17 protein-coding genes are annotated in these 19,518 nt (G+C 42.3%); 3 read left to right on the top strand and 14 right to left on the bottom strand.

The features are described 5' to 3' along the window. Nucleotides 1-23: 23 nt before the first annotated feature. Genes galT through AC0VYV_RS04950 form a run of 3 tightly spaced genes read right to left on the bottom strand, consistent with a single transcriptional unit; the run spans nt 24 to nt 4,971 of the window. The gene (gene galT / locus AC0VYV_RS04960; RefSeq protein ID WP_475374514.1) at nt 24-1,556 is read right to left on the bottom strand and encodes a UDP-glucose--hexose-1-phosphate uridylyltransferase; all 1,533 of its coding nucleotides are present in this window, start codon (nt 1,554-1,556) and stop codon (nt 24-26) included. Next, on the bottom strand, nt 1,553-2,719 hold the full coding sequence (locus AC0VYV_RS04955) for a galactokinase (RefSeq protein ID WP_475374513.1): 1,167 nt from the start codon (nt 2,717-2,719) through the stop codon (nt 1,553-1,555). The genes galT and AC0VYV_RS04955 overlap by 4 nt, the downstream gene beginning before the upstream one ends. Then, nucleotides 2,716-4,971 (bottom strand): alpha-galactosidase, encoded by a 2,256-nt coding sequence (locus AC0VYV_RS04950; RefSeq protein WP_475374512.1) that lies wholly within the window; start codon nt 4,969-4,971, stop codon nt 2,716-2,718. Before AC0VYV_RS04950 ends, AC0VYV_RS04955 begins: the two co-directional genes overlap by 4 nt. Before the next feature lie 230 nt (nt 4,972-5,201). Between AC0VYV_RS04950 and AC0VYV_RS04945 the strand changes: the two genes are divergently transcribed. Further along, nucleotides 5,202-6,074: an AraC family transcriptional regulator gene (locus AC0VYV_RS04945; RefSeq protein WP_475374511.1), complete on the top strand. Its 873-nt coding sequence runs from the start codon at nt 5,202-5,204 to the stop codon at nt 6,072-6,074. 30 nt (nt 6,075-6,104) lie between these two features. Here the strand turns inward: AC0VYV_RS04945 and AC0VYV_RS04940 are convergent, their stop codons facing one another. Both AC0VYV_RS04940 and AC0VYV_RS04935 read right to left on the bottom strand, forming a co-directional pair. Next, nucleotides 6,105-6,356, bottom strand: coding sequence for a hypothetical protein (locus AC0VYV_RS04940; RefSeq protein ID WP_430243630.1), 252 nt, complete (start codon nt 6,354-6,356; stop codon nt 6,105-6,107). Between the two features lie 65 nt (nt 6,357-6,421). Further along, nucleotides 6,422-8,011, bottom strand: a complete 1,590-nt coding sequence (locus tag AC0VYV_RS04935; RefSeq protein WP_475374510.1) for a solute:sodium symporter family transporter — start codon at nt 8,009-8,011, stop codon at nt 6,422-6,424. Nucleotides 8,012-8,392: 381 nt separating this feature from the next. Here AC0VYV_RS04935 and AC0VYV_RS04930 point away from each other — a divergent pair, with 381 nt between their 5' ends. After that, on the top strand, nt 8,393-8,722 hold the full coding sequence (locus AC0VYV_RS04930) for a YciI family protein (protein ID WP_430243632.1): 330 nt from the start codon (nt 8,393-8,395) through the stop codon (nt 8,720-8,722). A 13-nt stretch (nt 8,723-8,735) separates the two neighbouring features. Here AC0VYV_RS04930 and AC0VYV_RS04925 read toward each other — a convergent pair whose 3' ends face one another. Next, a complete protein-coding gene (locus tag AC0VYV_RS04925; RefSeq protein WP_475373368.1) occupies nt 8,736-9,233 on the bottom strand; it encodes an N-acetyltransferase family protein in 498 nt (165 codons plus the stop codon). A 13-nt stretch (nt 9,234-9,246) separates the two neighbouring features. Then, nucleotides 9,247-9,987 (bottom strand): alpha/beta hydrolase, encoded by a 741-nt coding sequence (locus AC0VYV_RS04920; protein WP_475374509.1) that lies wholly within the window; start codon nt 9,985-9,987, stop codon nt 9,247-9,249. Between the two features lie 141 nt (nt 9,988-10,128). Between AC0VYV_RS04920 and AC0VYV_RS04915 the strand changes: the two genes are divergently transcribed. After that, nucleotides 10,129-10,287, top strand: a complete 159-nt coding sequence (locus tag AC0VYV_RS04915) for a Fur-regulated basic protein FbpA (protein WP_475374508.1) — start codon at nt 10,129-10,131, stop codon at nt 10,285-10,287. Between the two features lie 46 nt (nt 10,288-10,333). Here the strand turns inward: AC0VYV_RS04915 and AC0VYV_RS04910 are convergent, their stop codons facing one another. From AC0VYV_RS04910 to AC0VYV_RS04880, 7 genes are all read right to left on the bottom strand, one after another. Then, nucleotides 10,334-10,885 carry a GNAT family N-acetyltransferase gene (locus AC0VYV_RS04910; protein WP_475366718.1) on the bottom strand — a complete coding sequence of 184 codons (552 nt, stop codon included), beginning with the start codon at nt 10,883-10,885 and terminating at the stop codon, nt 10,334-10,336. 4 nt (nt 10,886-10,889) lie between these two features. Then, nucleotides 10,890-11,786 carry an alpha/beta fold hydrolase gene (locus AC0VYV_RS04905; RefSeq protein ID WP_475374879.1) on the bottom strand — a complete coding sequence of 299 codons (897 nt, stop codon included), beginning with the start codon at nt 11,784-11,786 and terminating at the stop codon, nt 10,890-10,892. 30 nt (nt 11,787-11,816) lie between these two features. After that, nucleotides 11,817-12,341 carry a DinB family protein gene (locus AC0VYV_RS04900; RefSeq protein WP_475366716.1) on the bottom strand — a complete coding sequence of 175 codons (525 nt, stop codon included), beginning with the start codon at nt 12,339-12,341 and terminating at the stop codon, nt 11,817-11,819. A 260-nt stretch (nt 12,342-12,601) separates the two neighbouring features. After that, on the bottom strand, nt 12,602-14,602 hold the full coding sequence (locus AC0VYV_RS04895; protein WP_475373366.1) for a penicillin-binding transpeptidase domain-containing protein: 2,001 nt from the start codon (nt 14,600-14,602) through the stop codon (nt 12,602-12,604). Between the two features lie 87 nt (nt 14,603-14,689). Next, nucleotides 14,690-15,562: an SMP-30/gluconolactonase/LRE family protein gene (locus AC0VYV_RS04890; protein WP_475373365.1), complete on the bottom strand. Its 873-nt coding sequence runs from the start codon at nt 15,560-15,562 to the stop codon at nt 14,690-14,692. Between the two features lie 102 nt (nt 15,563-15,664). Beyond that, complete coding sequence (locus AC0VYV_RS04885) at nt 15,665-17,650, bottom strand: ferritin family protein (protein ID WP_475374507.1); 1,986 nt, start codon at nt 17,648-17,650, stop codon at nt 15,665-15,667. A 276-nt stretch (nt 17,651-17,926) separates the two neighbouring features. Continuing rightward, entirely contained in the window at nt 17,927-19,507 is a 1,581-nt protein-coding gene (locus AC0VYV_RS04880; protein ID WP_475374506.1) for a glycoside hydrolase family 32 protein, read from the bottom strand. Nucleotides 19,508-19,518 lie beyond the last annotated feature (11 nt).

The raw sequence follows: 19,518 nt of genomic DNA, 5'->3' as shown, positions 1-19,518 counted from the left end.
TGATAACGACTTTTTTGATCTATTTAGTTAGTCACCTGGTTTATGAAACGTCTAAACGCTTGCTGACCTGCTTCATCTTGTTTAAATACTCCCGCATGTTCTAGAATAGTCGAGAAGGTTAAACCAATTTCATGTCTAAGCGTGTCACGTAACTGATCCTTCGATAGAGATCCATGTTTCTTCATCACCTTTTTTGCCCAAGGTACATGCTTCGCTACCACTTCATCATGAAATGCGCGATCAAGAAGATGATCTTCTATATAAGAAGCGAGCTTTTCCATTTCTTCTATAAGACGCCCGGGCAGAACCGCAAGACCCATGACTTCAATCAAGCCAATGTTTTCTTTCTTAATATGATGCACTTCTTCATGTGGATGAAAAATCCCCATTGGATGTTTCGCGCTCGTTCGATTATTTCGTAACACAAGATCTAGCTCGAATTGATCTCCGCGCATTCTTGCGATTGGGGTGATCGTACTATGGGGTTCTCCATCTGTTTCATGTACTAAATTGACATCATGATCAGTATATCCTCTCCACGACGTTAGAATTGTATTCGCAAGCTCCGTTAGACGCTTCCGATTCCTTCCTCGTAAGCGAAGCACGGACATCGGCCAGTTTACAATCCCAATCGTCACATCCCGATAGCCGTTAATGTGAACTTCTTCCTGAATCTCCGCTTTCGCCATTGGGAATTCATGATGCCCTCCTTGGAAATGATCGTGACTTAAGATCGATCCACCGACAATTGGAAGGTCCGCATTGGAACCGATAAAGTAATGAGGGAACTGTTCAGTAAAATGAAGCAAACGATCAAAACCTTCTTTAGAGATCGTCATCGGACGATGGTACTCAGATAAAATGATTGCATGCTCATTGTAATAAACGTAAGGAGAATACTGAATGTACCAATTTTCTCCCTCAAGGTTCACTGGAATGATTCGATGCTGATCGCGCGCTGGATGATCAAGTCTTCCGGCATACCCGACATTTTCTTTGCAAAGCAAGCATTTCGGATAGGCTGAAGATGGATTGGCTTTTGCTGCTGCGATCGCTTTAGGATCTTTCTCAGGCTTTGATAAGTTTATCGTGATTTCAAGGTCACCATACTCTGTCTTACTATACCAATGCACATTCTTCGCAATTCTGTTCGTTCGAATGTATTGCGAATCCTTCGAAAGCTGATAGAAAGTATCTGTCGCTTTGATTGGACTGTACCCGTAATCTTCATAAAACTGACGTATGGTCTCTGACGGTCGTGGAACGATTGTATTCATAATTTTAGGATCGAACAGATCACGCTCGGTAACGGTGTCTTCTTTTATTAAACCTGTCATCACTGCATAATCAAGCATGTTCTCAAGGATAGATGTTGGTGTGTCGAGCTGCTCTTCGTGTGGATGCGGAAACGATTCAATTCCATTTAATTCAAAAAGGTGTAGAAGAGCGTTTCGAGCGTAATCGGCATCCATACTTTCGATCAGCTGTTTTTGCAAACCGTATTGTAGAAGGCGCTCAATCTCTAAATAAATATTCGGTCTCTTTTGATGCCTCATATTCCTTCCACCACCTTGTGAGCGCCGTCACCGATTTCAACAACATAGAAGTCTCCTTCAAGATCCGTTTGATGTTTGTAGCTTTCACCAACGTTTTTAATGAAGGCCTCGACCTTTTCCTTCTCCACAATACTGATCGTACAGCCTCCAAAACCAGCGCCTGTCATTCGTGACCCAACGACCCCTTCTTTCCAAGAAGCTTCCACCATCGCATCTAATTCATTCCCTGTTACTTCGTAATCATCACGTAATGAGACATGCGATTCATTCATGAGCTTTCCAAACGCCTCAACATCGCCTTCGTTCAGAAAATCAACAGCTTTCATCGTGCGACGATTCTCATAAACCGCATGACGCGCACGCTTACGAGTTTTAGTATCTAGAATCAAGTGCTTATAAGCTTCGAATTGCTCTTCTGTCACATCACCTAGCGAGTTAACGTCAAGCTCTTCTTGCAAAGCTTTGAGAGCCTGTTCACACTGCAATCGGCGTTCATTGTATTTGGAATCGGCTAGTCCTCTACGCTTATTCGTATTCGCAATAACCAATGAATGATCTTCTAGACGGATCGGGGTGTGCTTATACGTAAGCGTGTCACAATTCAGAAGAACTGCATGATCCTTTTTCCCCATACCAATTGCAAACTGATCCATAATTCCACAATTGACTCCAACAAACTCATTCTCTGCTTTTTGAGAAAGCTTTACCATTTCAACCATTTCAATTGGAACATGAAAAAGATCCCTCAGTACGACAGACGTGGCTAGCTCGATTGATGCAGAAGATGATAGACCGGCTCCATTTGGAATATTGCCGTAATAGGCAATATCGATGCCATGCGGAATCGAATAGTCCTGTTGAAAAAGAGCGATGACTCCCTTCGGATAATTCGCCCAATCATCCTCGTCGTTATAAACGAGCGAGTCCAATGAAGATTCTATGATTCCATGACTTGGAAAGTTCATGGAATAAAACCTGACCTTCTGATCCTCACGTTTTCTTGCAACGGCATACGTACCAACGCTTAAGGCACATGGAAAGACGTGTCCCCCGTTATAATCCGTATGCTCGCCAATTAAATTCACTCGCCCAGGAGCAAAATAGAGAGCTCTCTCTCCTTCCTCTCCGAATTGTTCAATAAATTCCTGTTCAAGTTTCTTCATACTTCTCCACCTCTATTATTCTGATCCGTCTCGAGTAATACAAATACGTGAGAAGAAAAATCTCCTGATTCTTCCAAACCACCTGTTTGTGATCCATCATAACCGCTTGATAATTGAATTCCAGCGCTCATTAATTCATCCCCAAAGTAAGTTCCTTCATAGCCGCTTACTTCGTATTCTTTCTCTGTAGCAAGCCCCTTTAAGTACAAACGTTTAAATGACGGGTTAGGCTCCGCAAGTACTTGATAATAACCAACGATAGCTTTCGTTCGATCGCCTGATACACTCATCCAACTTGTGACATTTCCTTTCTGTTCAAACGGACTTTTTAATCGATAGAATGTTCCGTATTGAAGGAGTTGGCGATTCTCTTTATACCAGCGGATTTGCTCCGTCATTTCCTTCAACTCATCTTTATTCATCTTTGTCACGTCGAGCTCATATCCAAACGCGCCAAAGTAAGCGACATTCGCTCTTGTCTCAAGCGACGTAATTCGTTTCACCTGATGATTCGGCACAGCTGATACATGCGCTCCCATACTGCTCAGCGGATAAACCAACGATGTTCCATATTGAATGCTAAGTCGCTCCATTGCATCTGTGTCATCACTCGTCCACGCCTGTGGGGCGTAATAAAGCATACCGGGATCAAATCTTGCCCCGCCGCTTGCACATGATTCAAACAGGACGTGTGGAAAAGCTTCGATTAAACGTTCATACAGCTCATAAACACCTAAAATATAGCGGTGTGGTACTTCCGCCTGCTGATTTTTCAGAAGCGATAGCGAACCGATCTCCGTCATGTAGCGATTCATATCCCACTTCACATAGTCAATGTTCGCTTCATTTAAAATCGTAGCCATCTGTTCATAGATGTAATCCACCACTTCCTGATTCGCAAAATCAAGTACAAGCTGGTGCCGCCCAATAGACTTTAAGCGTCCCGGCACTTGAATGACCCAATCTGGATGTTTCTGATAGAGTTCACTTTCTTTTGATACCATTTCAGGTTCAAACCAGAGTCCAAACAATAGCCCCATATCATTCATCTTTGAAGCAAGATTTGATAATCCTTCAGGAAGCTTCTTAGAATCCACAAACCAATCACCAAGAGAGGTCCGATCGTCATTTCGCTTACCAAACCATCCATCATCTAATACAAACAGTTCGACCCCTGTTTCCTTCGCTTTTTCAGCAATGCTAAGTAGTTTATTCTCATCGAAATCGAAATACGTCGCTTCCCAATTGTTTAGTAAAACAGGACGTTCCGCATCCCGCCACTTTCCACGCGCAAGACGAGATTGATAGAGATCATGATATGTTTGGGTGAGCTCATTTAACCCATGTTTGGAATAAGCCATCACTACTTCAGGTGTTTGAAAACTAGTGCCACTTCCTAACGTCCATGAGAAATCAAATGGATTAATCCCCATTGTCATTCTTGCCGTCTCGTAATGATCTACCTCGACCTGCGCCTGGAAGTTCCCACTATAGACGAAGCTAAATCCGTAGACTTCTCCAGTATGTTCCGTTGTCATTGGTCTTTTTAATGCAAGAAACGGATTGTGCTGTGCACTGCTTGTTCCACGCGTACTTTGAATGCTTTGAATACCTGGGCTAAGCTTCCGCTCGGACATATGACGCTCTCTCGACCACGAACCTGATAGCTGAATCATTTCATAATCCGCATCTGGAAAATCAACTGAGGCACTATGTGCTCGTTTGATTACGTGAGTCTCTTCTCCATGATTTGTAAACAACGCAGAGCGAGTGATGACATTTCTTCCATGGTAAACAGAATACATCAGCGAAAGAGAAAGATTCATCACTTTATCGTACAAATGAATCACTAACGTATCTGCCTCCTCTTCGTCCTCAATATATGTAGCGGGCAAACCTGATAAACGAGGCTTTCCTTTTACTAGTTCATATGATTGATAGGTGAAATCTGAAATGCGACTTCCATCTGGATGTTCGATTTGAAAAGCAGGCTCTCGATAGTCTGACGTTCCATACCCTGGATATTCCTGTTTTATTAAATCTAGTGAAAAGGTTGAGTCATCATCGTAAATGTAAGAGGATGTCACTCTAGATTCTCGTTTAGATAAATGGCTGAAATCTGATCGATTTCGGATTTTCTTCCCAAAATACAGCTGTCCGAGCTGCCCATTTTTCATAACATGAAATACATAGCTGACTTCTTTTCCTTGTAAGTGAAACTGAAGTGTTTGATCATTAATCATGACTGGCATATACTTACCTCCGTCTTCTAATCGAAAACGTTTTCACATCCTCGTTTTCGTATCCACATCTAGTTTAAAAAAATCCCTATATCTGATCAATGGTAAATAAATTTAAGTATAATGCCTTTTATTGCTTAGACTTCTTTTCCTATATAAGCTAAAATGCTATTTAGAGTATGATTCACCTGTACGTTCTCGTTAAATAAATGGTACTATTTTGCTTGTTAAGGAGGGATCATATGGAAGAAAAATCATTACAATACGGATCTTACGGCTATCGTTTTTCAGATCCTACACTTCAGAACATCGCCCAAATCTGGTCACTCGGATGGGATGAACAAACCACTTCTCTCTACGATTGGGACGGGACAAATCGACGCGATACAGGAAAATACATATTTCAATATACGATCTCTGGTAAGGGCTGCATCGACATTGATGGACAAAGTCATGAATTAACACCTGGTCAGGGATTTATCGTAAATATTCCAGGTGACTACCGCTACTATTTACCTGAAGATAGTGATCGCTGGGAGTTTATATACCTTACTCTCTACGGAGATGTCGTGAAAAAGTATTGGGATGAAATTCAAAATCAAATTGGACACATTATCCATTTCCAACCAAATTCGGAGCCGGTTCACTACTTACTTAATCTATTAAGTATGGCTTCAAACCGACAGATTTCTAATGCTCATCAAGCTTCCGGTAAGGCTTATCAATTCACAATGATGCTTTATACGTACTGTTCAAACCTAGAAAAGCGACTGTCTGAGTGGCCTGAGGCAATCGTGGAATCTTCGATGTATGCAATGAATCATTATAATGAAGAAATAGGCCCAGATGAAATGGCGGCTTCATCCGGCATGTCTCGTTATCATTTCACTAGGCAGTTCAAGGAATATACGAACCAAACGCCTATACAGTATTTAACAGATATTCGCATTAAAAAAGCAAAAGAGCTCCTATTGAATACCAAATATTCTTCAGAGGATATCGCTATTCTCATTGGATACAAAAATGCCAATTACTTTAATAAAGTGTTCAAAAAAGTGACAGGCACTTCACCAGGAAAATACCGAACGAACACAAATGTCTCGTTACAGAAATGAAAAACAGGACCGCCTAAGCGCGGTCCTGTTCTATTTCGCTACTTCAATTGTAATCGAGCGTTTGTCATAATTAATGGTCATGCTTTTCCCTGAAGCTACGAAATTCTCAAGAACATCCTTGGACAATTGCAGTGCAAACTGTGTGCGATCAAGCTTCTCTATATCAGCTGGGTCCACAAGATCCAGCTTCTCTTCTTGCTCAGTTACTTCCTTTTGTAGCTTTTCTAATGATTCGTAAACGCTGTGATATAGCGATTCGATTGGCTCATTCGCCTTACTCATCCCACATCATCCTTCATTCCATTTGACATTGTTCCTATTATATCAAATGGAAATCCAATGGAACATTACGAAATGATGCCAATTGGTGAAAGCAACGTATAAATAATAATCATCGCTACTGTCGCTGCAATACCTACAGGATACAGAAGCTTCCATGGAGACATTTCTACCTGCGCATTCTCTTCAAGTACAAAGTCCTTATCACGTGGCGCAATTTTTCCAATCACGAGCATCAGAATCGTACAAGCCACAAACAAAATACCAAGAATATGCAAGAAGTGAATTCCTGTATCCCAAATAAGTTGAGTTGTCGCATAGACCGCTATGAAAACAAACAGAGAAACCTTCGCTGCGATCGAAGGGACACGTTTCGTTAAATACCCAACAATGAGAATCGTAAAGATCGGCACGTTATAGAAACCGTTTACGATTTGTAAATATTGAAAGAATCCTTGAGGAACTTTATCAATCATTGGAGCGATACACATTGCAAAAATAGCGAGAATAATTCCAACGAATTTTCCTTTTCGTACAACTATATTGTCCGGCGCTTTTGGATTAAAATAAGGTTTATAAATGTTAAGAGCAATGAGCGTCACCGATGAATTTAGAGCAGAGTTAAAAGATGATAGAATTGCACCGAACAACACTGCTGCAAAGAAGCCAACAAGCGGCTTTGGTAATACTTCATTCACTAGCATCGGGTAAGCATCCGTTGGTTCAAGACCAGGTCCAAACATATTAAAGGTAATAATTCCAGGTAAAATAAGAAACACAGGTCCAAGTAGTTTTAAGAAGGCAGCAATCAAGACGCCCTTCTGACCTTCCTTCAAATTCTTAGCTGCAATCGCTCGCTGCATAATGTGCTGAGCCGTGCCCCAGTAAAATAGATTAACAAGAAGCATACCCGTAAACATCGTCCCAAACGGAACTGGACTGTTTTTATCACCAACCGAATTTAATTTCTCAGGAGAGTCCTCAACAATCGTGCTAAATCCTCCAAGAAACGAACCATCTCCAAGCACATACAGTCCGATAATCGGGATCATTAACCCGCCGATTAAAAGACCAATACCATTAATCGTATCTGATACAGCAACGGCTTTAAGACCACCGAAGATCGCATAAATCGCACCAATAATTCCGATTGCAAAAACGGTTACATAAAGACTTGCCATTCGACCAAGACCTAAAACTTCCGGAATATTGAAAAGTCCATTTAGCGCCACCGCCCCTGAATAAAGAATAGGTGGGAGCAAATTGAAAACATATCCAAAAAGAAAGAGAATGGTAACAATTTGCTTAGTCCCAAAATCATACCGTTCCTCTAGGAAATCTGGAATCGTCGTAATACCACCTTTAAGATACCGTGGCAATAAGAAGAAAGCCACGATCACAAGTGAGATGGCTGAACCAACTTCCCACCCCATAACCGCAATAGTGTCTGAATACCCTTGAGCATTCAAACCTATTAATTGTTCAGTTGAAAGATTCGTCAGCATCAATGAACCTGCAATGACCCATGCGCCTAGACTTCTTCCTCCTAGAAAATATCCATCCTGTGTTGCTAAATCTTCCTTTCTTGTCACTAGGTAGGAGATCACGGCTACCATACCAGTAAAAAATAGAAATGAACCGACTGTAAATAAACTCATTGCTGCCTCTCCTTTTTGTAAGCGGAATCAAAGTGATCCGCACAGTTATGTATGCGTTTTAATGTCTGGTTAATATTCTATACTGCGTTCTGTAAGCGTTTCAACGGTAAAAAAAACAGAAAGTTATGCACTTTTTTGCTTTATTTCGTTACCGAAGCACAAAAAAACCACTGCTCTGAAAGAGGAAACAGTGGTTCGACTTAAAAAATTTAAGCTATGAAGCGTTTCTAGCTATTTTTCTGTTCATATTTCTAGTAATTGCGAGCACAACCTTCCCCAAAATAGAGGATTTCTTTCTTTAATGGAGAAACAAACTATACATGGTGACTTTTTAATCAGAAGAGCCTTGTGCCTCTGATTTGCCAGTTATGGAGGTTACAAATGAAACAATTTCTATACAAGCTAACGCTCATTCCCGAACTACTAGAAGAAAGCAACTGGACTGACAAAGAGAACAGTATTGTATCAGAGCACTTCCATGCCCTTCAGCAGCTGTTGAAGAATAATATGCTCATTATGGCTGGCAGAACGTTAAACAACGACCCTTCTTCTTTTGGAATTGTTGTCATTCAGGTTTCTTCTGAAAAAGAAGCAGAAGCGCTTATGAAAAGTGATCCCGCTGTTCGAGATGGAATGATGACAGCTGAGCTCTTTCCCTACAGCGTTGCTCTTTATAATGAAGATTTCACAACAAAGCAGACGTCATCGTGACGTCTGCTAGTTCTTAAAAGTATTGCACCATATGTTCTTCGTTTAGAAACCTTCCCTGAACATAAAGGGCCTTCTCTTCAATGTAAACGGTTTTAAATCCATAGCTTTTGTACAGATGTTTAGCCCGTTCATTCGTAGATACAACTGAAACGCTTAACTTAATGAGAGCATCCTGACTTTTCGCATAATCCATCACGCGGGATAGAAGTGCTCTCCCTGCCCCTTTGCCACGATATTCTGGCGTCACGTAAACAGCAAATAAATCAGCTTTATGACGAACCTTGATGCCGCTGCCTCTGACAAAAGTGATCACACCAATTAGTTTTTCTTGATCAAAAGCTCCAAAAGTGGCACCAGATTCCATGTTTCTCGCTGTACTTTTAATCGGATCATCTTTTTGAATCGCCTCTTCATAGCTTGAGGCAAATGCTTCTGGATTTTTCTTTAACGCTTCTAACCGAAGTTCCCAATAAGCTTCAGCGTCATCCGCTGTTAGCTGTCTGACTTCCATCTTAAAACCTCCTTTATAGAAGAGCTTTCACAAATGCTTTACACTTTTCTGCAATCAACTCTTTATCATGATCGAGCGTCGCTACGTGATAACTATCTTTTAGTTCGATCACTTCTTTATTCGATGAAGCTATTTCATTATAAATCGTAGTCGAATTCTCTGGCGGCACAACATGATCTTCTAGTGATTTAAAAATTAATGTCGGCGCCGATATTGTTTCAAGCCTCTTTCGTGTAATCTCGGTTAAAACAAGAATCTCTTGAATCGACTTCGTAGGCGTTTTCTCGTATGCGAGCTCATCGACACCTTCCGCTTTAATATCTGATCCAATTGCATCAAGGAAACGCGGCTCTGTTTTTCCTCTCATTTGTTCAAGACCTGGTAAATCGATCGCAGCATTAATCGGCATGATCCCTTTCACTTCAGGATGTTTTTCAGCTAAATAAAGCGTTAGCGTGCCGCCCATCGACAGGCCTGTAATAAAGATTTCCTCACATCGTTCGTTTAACCATTGATAACCATCTTCAACAGACTGGATCCATTCTTCATATGTACTCTGCTCCATGTCTTCATAGTGAGTACCGTGACCTTTCAACCTCGGACCACAAACCGTATACCCTTCTGAAGCCAATTGCTCCCCAAGATAACGCATGCTTTGCGTCGAACCTGTAAAACCGTGGAGAACAAGTACACCAATGTGATTCCCTTCAAAGTAAAAAGGCTCTGCCCCTAGTAGTACGTCATATTTCGCCATATCGTATCCCCCCTAATCGTTATCATCTAGCATTCGTCACGAAAGCGCTTTATCCTTTTTTAGAAATGTGCTCATTAAGGTTTGAGCATGGACCCAAAGTGGAACATATTACCTGGATATACTTGACAGGAGGAATGAAACGTGTCACACCTAAGCAATGCCGAGCAAGATCCTAAACAAAAACAGTCCTTCATTCAACGTCTATTAGACCGTGGAATTTATAAATTAAAAGATAAACAGCTCTATGAGTGCACAATGGAAGAACTAGAGTATTTAATGAGGAAAGTTGATCTACCTTAATTTCTCCAGAGGATTCTCTCCCCCTGGAGTTTTTTTATGCCTCTTTTTATTTTGTTAACCACTCTCTCGCTAGCATTCCGTACACAATGTGATCATAGAATTGTCCATTAACGAGCTCCGCCTCCCGTACCACCGCTTCTTTCGTAAAACCTAGTCGTTCTGGAACCGCCTGGCTTTTCTTATTTCCTGAGGCCGCACGAATCTCAATCCGATTGAGCCCGATTTCATTAAATCCTAGATTAATAATCCCACGGCACGCCTCCGTTACGATGCCTTTCTTCTGAAACTTTTCGCTTAGCCAGTATCCAATTGTCGCGTACTGATGAGTTCGATTCACTTCATTAAACCCAATCGTTCCAGCAAGCTCACCTTTATAAAACATGCCGAGCGTTTTCGGATATCCTCCTGTTTCACTAACGCCTTTTAGCGTACTTTGAATAAACTCTCGGGAAGCCTCAATATCTGTATTGTAATCAACCCACGCTAACCATTCTTTCAAGTAATCTCTTGATTCATCGATTAAATGATAAAGTGCTTCTGCATCTTCTAGCGAATACATTCTTAGGTAAAGATCGTCATTAATTTGATATGTAAACATGTGTCTATTCTCCTCTTTTATCACCTATGTATTGAGTTATAACGTGAGCAAAGTGATCGGCTTCCTCATCATGGGGAGTATGGCCGCTGTTTGCAAAATGATAGATTGCCCCATTTTCAACGTACTTCTTGAAAGCGTCGATCTGTTCTTCAGATGTCACAGGATCGTGCTCTCCTGTTAATAAGAGAGTTGGCATCGTAAGCTTTGATAGATGTGGAATGAGTGAATGAAAGATTTCTCCTTCTTCTCTTAACAGGTTATAGTGAACTTCTGATTTATCATAAAGCTCATCCCATTTCGCCTCACTATAATAGCTATAGTCTGTAGGCTCGTTCGAATTGTAAATGTATATTTCCATTCGATTCTCTTCAAGGTAATCACTGTATGTTCCATAAAGCTCTGCAAGCTCTCGATTCTTAATATCAGAATCCTTGGCGATTTCTAAGCTCTCTTTTGCTTTCTGATGCTCCCCATATTTGTCTAAGAGCGCACTCGTTTTTTTCAACAAGCTTCTCGATGTTAACGTAAAATCAAACGTCGGACATTCAAGCAGTAAATGATCAATTGATTCAGGATAAAGACTGGCATAGAGGACACCAAGATAGCCACCAAACGAATGACCGAGCACTGACCACGATTCTAATTCAAATTGCTTCCTAATCGCTTCGCAGTCTTCGATTAAATCCATCAAGCCAAATTCTTCATCATTAATCACCGCTTCTGAACGGCAAACGCCACGCTGATCAATCGCAATCACTCTGAAATTCTCTTTCAGTCGATCCGTCTGATGGTAAGAGAAATCAAAGCAGCTCTCTCCTGGTCCTCCGTGTAGATAAAGAAGAGGCGGGTTATTTTTTGAACCATGCACTTCTACATATAATGCTTTGTCTCGTATTGTCATCAGTGTTCCATTATGCACTTTGTTTCACCTCTAACTCTTTATTCTTCTTTTAATTAAGAGTATTTGCCCGCGATGACTAATTTCATCTTCCATCACGTGAAACCATTTGAAATAATGGTTAGCCTTTTCATCCCAACCAAACGGTGTGACTTTTTCGAGCCATTTGTCGTCCTTCTTTCGCAGGTGATCCAGCGTATGAGCACGCACAAGACTGAGTTCACTCCAATAATCATCCAGATCGCGCCCTCGAATGACTGATCTTGCCTTTTCTCCAAGCTCAATCCCTGTCCCAAACTCCTCCCATTCCTCGTCATTTAACTCTCGCTCTTGAAATGTCATAATTTGAAACGCCTTTTCAACCGAAGCCATGTGCTGTAGCAGCATGCCGATTGAATTGCTCTTTTCATCAAGGTGAAAATCGAGCTGTTCGGTAGTTAATCCTTTTATCGTCTCTTCCGTCGTATATCTAGCGTAATTCATCATCGAAACCAATCTACTAACCTCAGGCGTGAACCCTTCTAATCGATCTATCATACAAAGATCATTATGCTGCATCGTTCGACACCCCCCTTTCGATTGAATCTAGCTTATCCTTATTACTTTCCATGAGAGTGCCGAGAATTCCTTTTAAGATTCCTTACTTTTCCAGAAAAAAACCTCGATTCTGTGTGAGAATCGAGGCTTTAGTATGTTTGGCCAATAATAGTTGATTTTGGACAATATATTCGCGTTTTGGACAATAAAATCTCAGTTTAGCCAATATATCAGGAATTTGGCCAATAAACCGCGATCAGCCAGCCAAAGTCCATCCAACATCACTGCATTTCAGCGAAAACGTCTTTTACTTTGCCTGTAATATCGTGACTTGAGGCACCTTCGACCATCATCGCGACAAGTAAGTCGTTCTTGTCCGTATTATACGCGACAAACAGTCCATTTTCTGGGCCTTCTTCTTCGCCTGCCGCTTTTAACTCAGCCGTTCCTGTCTTACCAGCGAGCGAAATGCCTTTAACCACTGGATCATAAGCGGTACCCTCAGGATCAGAAACCACCTTCGCAAGATCATCGCTCACAATCGAGGCGATTTGAGGAGAAATCACTTCATACTCCTCCGCTGACTCGTCTTCTCCCGTTCGAAGCGTCGGTTTCAGCATCACGCCATCATTCGCAAACGTCGTATAGGTCATCGCTAACTGATAAGGAGAAATCTGTAGCTCCCCCTGTCCATAGGCAGAGTCAGCTAAAAGAATGTCATTATCATCGAGCCCTCCGTTCGAGATCGAAGAGTTTTCAGTTGGAAAAGGAAACTCAACTTCCTGACCAACCTGGAACGACTCCAATCCTTTCTGGAACTTATCTGCGCCAAGATCCAGCGCTTTACGTGCAAAATAAATATTGTCCGAATGCATAAGCGCTTCTGCAAGGTTTACTTCCGGATCTGCAGGCTTCACGCGCGTCACTTTATATCCACCCCAGCTTGAGTCTGGCTGCCACTTCAAACCATCAATTTTCTCAACTGCATTCGGATCTAAATCCCCATCTCGTAGTGCGATCGAGGCAGTAAGCGGCTTAATCGTCGAGCCTGGTGAATACGTTTTATTAAACTTCGCTGAAAAAGGAAGATCCTTATTATCAGCTAACTTCGCATACTCGCCTTCGTCAAACCCAAGTGTAAAATCATTTGGATTATAGGCAGGGGAGCTTGTTAATGCAAGCGTCTCACCTGTTGTTGGATGGAGCGCTACCGCAGTTCCCGGATCTTTTCCAAGCTCTTCAAACAACTTCTGTTGGACAGTGCCATCGATCGTAACTTGAATGTTCTCGCCATCAACCTTTTCCTTACTGGCAATCACTTTCTCAGGATCTGCTCCCTTTACTTCAATCGACCAGCCCGTTACACCATGAAGCTCGTCTTCATACACTTGCTCGAGGCCAGCCTTTCCAATGCTTTCATAGCTGGAATACCCTTTTCCTGCATACTTCTCTAGATCTTCTTTCTGCATCTGACGAATATAGCCTGTTAAATGTGCAGCACTTTCACCAAAAGGATAGATTCTTTCAGTCGTATTGTTTATCTGAACGCCTGTAATCTCACTTGCTTCAGCAAGTAACTCTTCCTCTGATTCCATCACGCTTTTTAGCGGAACGAATTGTGTTGGATCAGACTGCACCCACCCCTGATTAAGCTCTTTCTCAATATCCGCTACGCTCACCTTCAACGCATCACTAAGCTCATTCACAATCTTTTCTTGATCAGATTCAATGGCCTGCGGCACAACGCCAATTTGCTTAACCGTACCATTGATCGCTAAGCCCTCTCCATTCCGATCGGTCAATTCACCACGAACCGGAACTGAAGAACGAATGGCGACCTCATCACCTTCCTTCAATTCTTTAAAAATAAACGAAGGATTCCAGTTCACACCGTAAGAATCAGCGTCGTCTCCTTCAGTCAGGACTAGCGTTGCTTCGTTATCAAACGAAACTTCGCCAGCTAGTGTCTGCATCGACACTGAAAAAGGAAACGTCACTTCTCCTTCATCATTTGGCTCAGGCTCTTCTTCCGGTTTCTTAAAAGTAACTTTCAAATCCTCGACTTCTACATCGCCATAAATAGATTTGTAGCGATCAACAAAGTCTTCTTCTGATATTTCCTTTTGCATAGCAGGTGATAACTTCTTATACATGCTGCTAAATTCTTGTTTATTCCAGTCCTTAACATATGTATCGAACGCATCAACCGCTGATGGTTGATCCGAACAACCCGCAAGCAGCAATAAAAAAAGCCCCATTGCGATGAGTGATTTTAGTTTCACACTCAGCCTCCCCTTCTTTTTCCATTCATTTTCTATTATTTTCCTACTATTATAGAAGACTTTTAAACAAGAAGGAAGGGAAAAGGACTAACCTTTAAACGAGTAGGTTCGACTGCCTATCACATTTGTTTTCACTCGAAACACTCCGCCTGCATACGGAAACTGCTTTAGCTCTTCTTCACTCGTATTCGTTCTAGCAGTAGTAATGTAGAGCTCGTTCCGCTCTTTTCCACCAAATACGCATGATGTTACGTTCAATGCAGGGACGCTTACTTCTAGCATTCGCTCACCGGTATCAGGATTCCATCTCGTTACCTTAGATCCACCCCAGTGGGCAATCCACAGATTTCCTTCTTCATCGCTCGTCATCCCATCCGGCATCCCTTCTCCGTCTGGAATAGTGATCACCTCAACGGGGTTACGAATATCACCGGTAGAAAAATCATAATCATAGCGGACAACTTTTTTCGTTGGTGTATCAATAAAGTACATGTAGCGCGTATCAGGTGACCATGCCAAACCATTTGATGTACTCACATGATCAACTTTCTTCGTCACTTCAAGGTTTTCATCAAGGCAATAAAGCGCTCCTTCTCCTTTTAATCCTTCTAAGTGCATCGTACCTGCCCAAAACCTGCCTGCCGGATCACACTTGCCATCATTAAATCGGTTATCTGGTAAATGGCTTTCTGGATCGGTGATTGCTTCCACGCTCTCCGTAGAAAGGTTCATCGCATAAAAGCCACCGGCCATCGCCATCACAAGTCCGCCTGATTCTCGCGGAGCAATTGTGCCAACCATTTGCTCCTGTTGCGTCTCAATATTGCCTGCGGTCATTGGATTGTAGGCGTGAACCTTCTTCCCTTCAATATCCACCCAATAGAGAAGCTGGCTTTGATCATCCCAGCAAGGACCTTCTCCAAGTATCGCGCGTGCATCAATCACTAGTTTTGCTTCCATATTATGTACCTCCTAATTAGTGAATCATCTATTCTCTCTACTCTACCCCTTAATAAGAAAAGGGTCCACCTTCTATGAAGAAGAAGGGAACCCATCAACCTTTTAAATTAAAAACGGATTCGTTAAATCTGCCCACTGATATTTCTGTCCCCAGCTTTCTTTTGCGAGAGATGTCACCCGATCAATCAATTCATCTGGAACGACCGCTAAATCGCCCATCTCGTTTGGGTTATAGTGATAGGCATAAACACGTGAAAGGAATTGATCAAATGGAAGGCTCGCTTCCCCTTCCTCTTCGCCGTGATTCCGAACCGTTGACTTAATGCCCTGCCCCCAATCTTGACCGCTATCATTGTTCGGATTATAGAAATAAACTCTCATTTGTCCGGATGAATCCGCAGCAATACGTTGAATCGAAATGGCATGCAACCCGAGTAAGTCCGCATTAGCCGTCGTAACGAAAATTCCGACCGGGTTTGGATAAATGAGCTGATGTCCTGCGTTGTAGTCTGGATGATGCGTCGCGTAAAAAAGCCGAGCAAACTGCTCATAATCTGACACGCCACCAGTAACTGGATTGATAACAGAAGAAAACTCTTTGGATATCCACTGACCGTAAAATTCTGGATTCACAAATTTATGACCATCTTCCCCACGAAAGGCACTGCGCTTCATCATTTCATCGTAAACGCGATCAAGATGCGGAACGAGGATAAGAGAAACGGCATCAAGCTCTTTGTGAAGATCCGGAGCTAGACCTCCTAAGATGAGAGAAGAATTAATTTCAGCCCCTTCAAACGAAATATCAACTTCACCATCCCGACACGCTCTTGCAACAAGTTCTAGAAGGAATCCAGGGTCGTGCTGTGACCAAAGGCTGATTCCTCGCGCAGATTGACATGTAGGATTCATCCCCTGACCAATGCCAAGCGGTTGCCCTAGCACACTCAGTAGACCTGAAAGTAAAATCCCCACAGGCGTCACATCATCAGGATGATTCCGTGAAGCCATTAAATCCTTTTCTACTTCTGCTAGCATATCGATTTCAATGATCCTTTCAAGCCCTGGGATTACCGGAGGAGAAGATAAAACCCCACGCTCAAGCATGCGCGCAAGTCCATAGAGGGACTGAGCTGTGACAGGATAGATGGATAGTAAAATGAGCTCTTTTACTAAAGAAAAATGCTCATTTAAATTAGCTTCACCTTTTTCAGTTAATCCAAGCGTGAGGACGAGTAGATGAGAAGCGTCCTCCTCAGCAAGGGTACGAGCAAGCTGTGCGTGAATGGGAGAAACGAGACCTGTATCACGCATGACATCAGCGAACCGTTCCGCTTCTAACTCTTTCTCCATTTCAGATAACGCATTGAATTGATCGCGATAGTCCATAAAGTCCGGATAGGATTGACTCAGTTCCGTCGGAGCATGCACGCTATCGAGATAGCGCTGAATGCTCGCGCGTCCTTCTGTGCTTAAGTCCTCTGAAGACAAGAGATTTTCAGCGTAACCGATCATTTCTTTAATTCGCTTTACCATGATCGGGCGCTGTGCGGTTAGTCGATCAATTTCATCCACAAACGTAGCCGACAGCGATCCGAGCGACATCTTTTCAGCTAAAAATTGAAAAAGGTTCATGCCCCTCTTTTGTTCTTGACCTTGATTGATTCTTGCTTCCTCCGTCTCAGCTGGGAAAATCATTTGGAGATTTAGCGCCATGACTTTGTTTAGAAAAGTGCGAGCCTGTTCGCTCGAAACATCTGGATGAGTATATTCCTCTTTCGCAATCGCAAGCATACGAAGCTCACTTAGTACTTCAAAAATCGAATAGTTTCCGTCTATTTTAAAAGATCCCCCTACAAGAGGCGGTTGTAATTTACGAGGTTCTTCCCATGGTCCACCTTCAAAAACGCCCGCCTTATCATAGTCACTAGCGAGTTGATAAAGGGATTCGAGATTATTCTGGTCAATGAGAACGGCAGCGTCTGATAATAGTTCTTCTAACACAACTGGATTCTGACGGTTTTCCTTGAATGACTGAAGAGTACTGACAAACTTTTGCTGTTCTGAATTTGAAAATGATGATTCCATTTCCATACATCCCCCATTATTTACAAGATAGCTATTTGTACCCCAATCCAAGAAAAGGAAACCCCTTCTATGGACCTATTTATTTTCGATTATCGAGCATTTCGCGGAATAATTAAGAATATCGCGGAAAAATCACGTTTTTCGCGGAATAAAATAAAATATCGCGGATATATTCCAGAATTCGCGGAAATAACGAGATTCACCTCTCAACAAGAAGTCTCCAATACGAAAAAGCGGTCATCTTTATCGCAGATGACCGCTCTCAACATGTAACCTTTACTCTTCCCCACCCGTTTTCCACGAAGAATCAAGCTTATACACTTCTAAAGAATCAAGTGTCACTTTGCCATTCATCGCATAGATCTCAAAACCATCACTTTCCTCAGATGGGAAGATCCGATTTGTCATAACACGCTTTCCATCGTTCACAAACAATTCAACGGAAGAGCGATCAACAAAAAGATGGAGCTTCACTTTGCCATCTTCCGTTGGTTCAAGCGGAGCTCGATACACACCAGGAAACTGTTCATGAAATCCTGTATCGCCACTATTTTGCCGATCAACAAACGCGAGATTATTCTTGGAGTCATAACCTACAATCGTTTCCTCTTCATCTCCCTTTCGAACGCGGAAGCCGAATTCACCTGACGTGTCTAAATCAAATTCAGCGATCACCTCATACGTATCTGCTTTAAAATCATCAAGCGGCATTCGACCTTCCACTTCTTTATCCGATAAATCCACTAACTTCTTAGAACGATTTGACTCAATCTCACCCGCAGGCTCTTGGATAAGACGCGTTTCTCCGTTCACTTCTTTCAAAGAAACCTGACGTGGTAAAGACATCGCCCCTTTCCACGGATCCGTTGGCAAATCAGTCGCATACTTCCAATTGCTCATCCACGCCATCCAAATCGGATTACCTTCATGATTGCTGAAGGCTTGAGCCGCATAGAAATCAGTTCCATAATCGACCCAGTTAATGTCTTCTTTTGCGCCTTCTCTCGTGAACGTCTCTCCATCAAAATCACCGATAAAATACTGTCCACCGGATCCGCCGGCGATGCTGCCTGGATTCATATCCACCTGTAGCACCCATTTTTCATTCTCCGAATCCTCATCGACAGGTAGTTTAAATAACTCTGGTGTTTCCCAAACGCCACCCTGCGCTCCCTGATCGACACCAAATTCACTAAGCTGCTGCCAATCGATCAAATTATCCGAACCGTAAAAGATAACTTTATCTCCAGCAGCGAGAAGCATGATCCACTTTTCAGACTCCTCGTGCCAGATCACTTTTGGATCTCGAAAATCTTTGATTCCTGGATTCGGAAGTATTGGGTTACCACCGTACTTTTTCCATGTTTCGCCACCATCTTCACTATAAGCAAGCGCCTGAGTTTGTTCTTCACCAGCGATTGTATAGAACGCTACGAGACCCCCTTTTCCTTCTTTAAAAAGACCGCTCGTATTGTTCTCGTCATAGACCGCACCACCCGAGAAAATCATTCCCTGATCATCCGCCTCTAGCGCCATTGGCTTCTCTTCCCAGTTATAAAGGTCCTCACTAACCGCATGGCCCCAGCCCATGTTGCCAAATTCATTTCCAGAAGGATTATGTTGATAAAATAAATGGTATTGTCCTTCAAAAAAGACCATTCCATTTGGATCATTCATCCAGTTTTGCATCGGCGTATAGTGAAATTGGGGTCGATACGATTGATTGTAGTCTTCTAGGATCCCCGCTTCTTTTACTTCGTCTTGCCTGGAAGATTCATTGTTTTCATTCCAGCTCATTATGAGTATAATTATGCCGATTACTAAGATAGCTCCGACAGCTAGCAACCATTTTCTCATCGTATCAAGCT

Source organism: Anaerobacillus sp. QJM3NY_17 (genome assembly GCF_056173665.1).
This window is presented reverse-complemented; position numbering and strand designations above follow the sequence as displayed.

Coding starts and splice junctions, on each gene's coding strand:
- AC0VYV_RS04940 (WP_430243630.1), bottom strand. CDS start 6,356: ATGAGTAAGGCGAATGAGCCAATCGAATCGCTATATCACAGCGTTTAC.
- AC0VYV_RS04905 (WP_475374879.1), bottom strand. CDS start 11,786: ATGACAATACGAGACAAAGCATTATATGTAGAAGTGCATGGTTCAAAA.
- AC0VYV_RS04950 (WP_475374512.1), bottom strand. CDS start 4,971: ATGCCAGTCATGATTAATGATCAAACACTTCAGTTTCACTTACAAGGA.
- AC0VYV_RS04930 (WP_430243632.1), top strand. CDS start 8,393: ATGAAACAATTTCTATACAAGCTAACGCTCATTCCCGAACTACTAGAA.
- AC0VYV_RS04955 (WP_475374513.1), bottom strand. CDS start 2,719: ATGAAGAAACTTGAACAGGAATTTATTGAACAATTCGGAGAGGAAGGA.
- AC0VYV_RS04945 (WP_475374511.1), top strand. CDS start 5,202: ATGGAAGAAAAATCATTACAATACGGATCTTACGGCTATCGTTTTTCA.
- galT (WP_475374514.1), bottom strand. CDS start 1,556: ATGAGGCATCAAAAGAGACCGAATATTTATTTAGAGATTGAGCGCCTT.
- AC0VYV_RS04880 (WP_475374506.1), bottom strand. CDS start 19,507: ATGAGAAAATGGTTGCTAGCTGTCGGAGCTATCTTAGTAATCGGCATA.
- AC0VYV_RS04925 (WP_475373368.1), bottom strand. CDS start 9,233: ATGGAAGTCAGACAGCTAACAGCGGATGACGCTGAAGCTTATTGGGAA.
- AC0VYV_RS04890 (WP_475373365.1), bottom strand. CDS start 15,562: ATGGAAGCAAAACTAGTGATTGATGCACGCGCGATACTTGGAGAAGGT.
- AC0VYV_RS04910 (WP_475366718.1), bottom strand. CDS start 10,885: ATGTTTACATATCAAATTAATGACGATCTTTACCTAAGAATGTATTCG.
- AC0VYV_RS04920 (WP_475374509.1), bottom strand. CDS start 9,987: ATGGCGAAATATGACGTACTACTAGGGGCAGAGCCTTTTTACTTTGAA.
- AC0VYV_RS04935 (WP_475374510.1), bottom strand. CDS start 8,011: ATGAGTTTATTTACAGTCGGTTCATTTCTATTTTTTACTGGTATGGTA.
- AC0VYV_RS04900 (WP_475366716.1), bottom strand. CDS start 12,341: ATGCAGCATAATGATCTTTGTATGATAGATCGATTAGAAGGGTTCACG.
- AC0VYV_RS04885 (WP_475374507.1), bottom strand. CDS start 17,650: ATGGAATCATCATTTTCAAATTCAGAACAGCAAAAGTTTGTCAGTACT.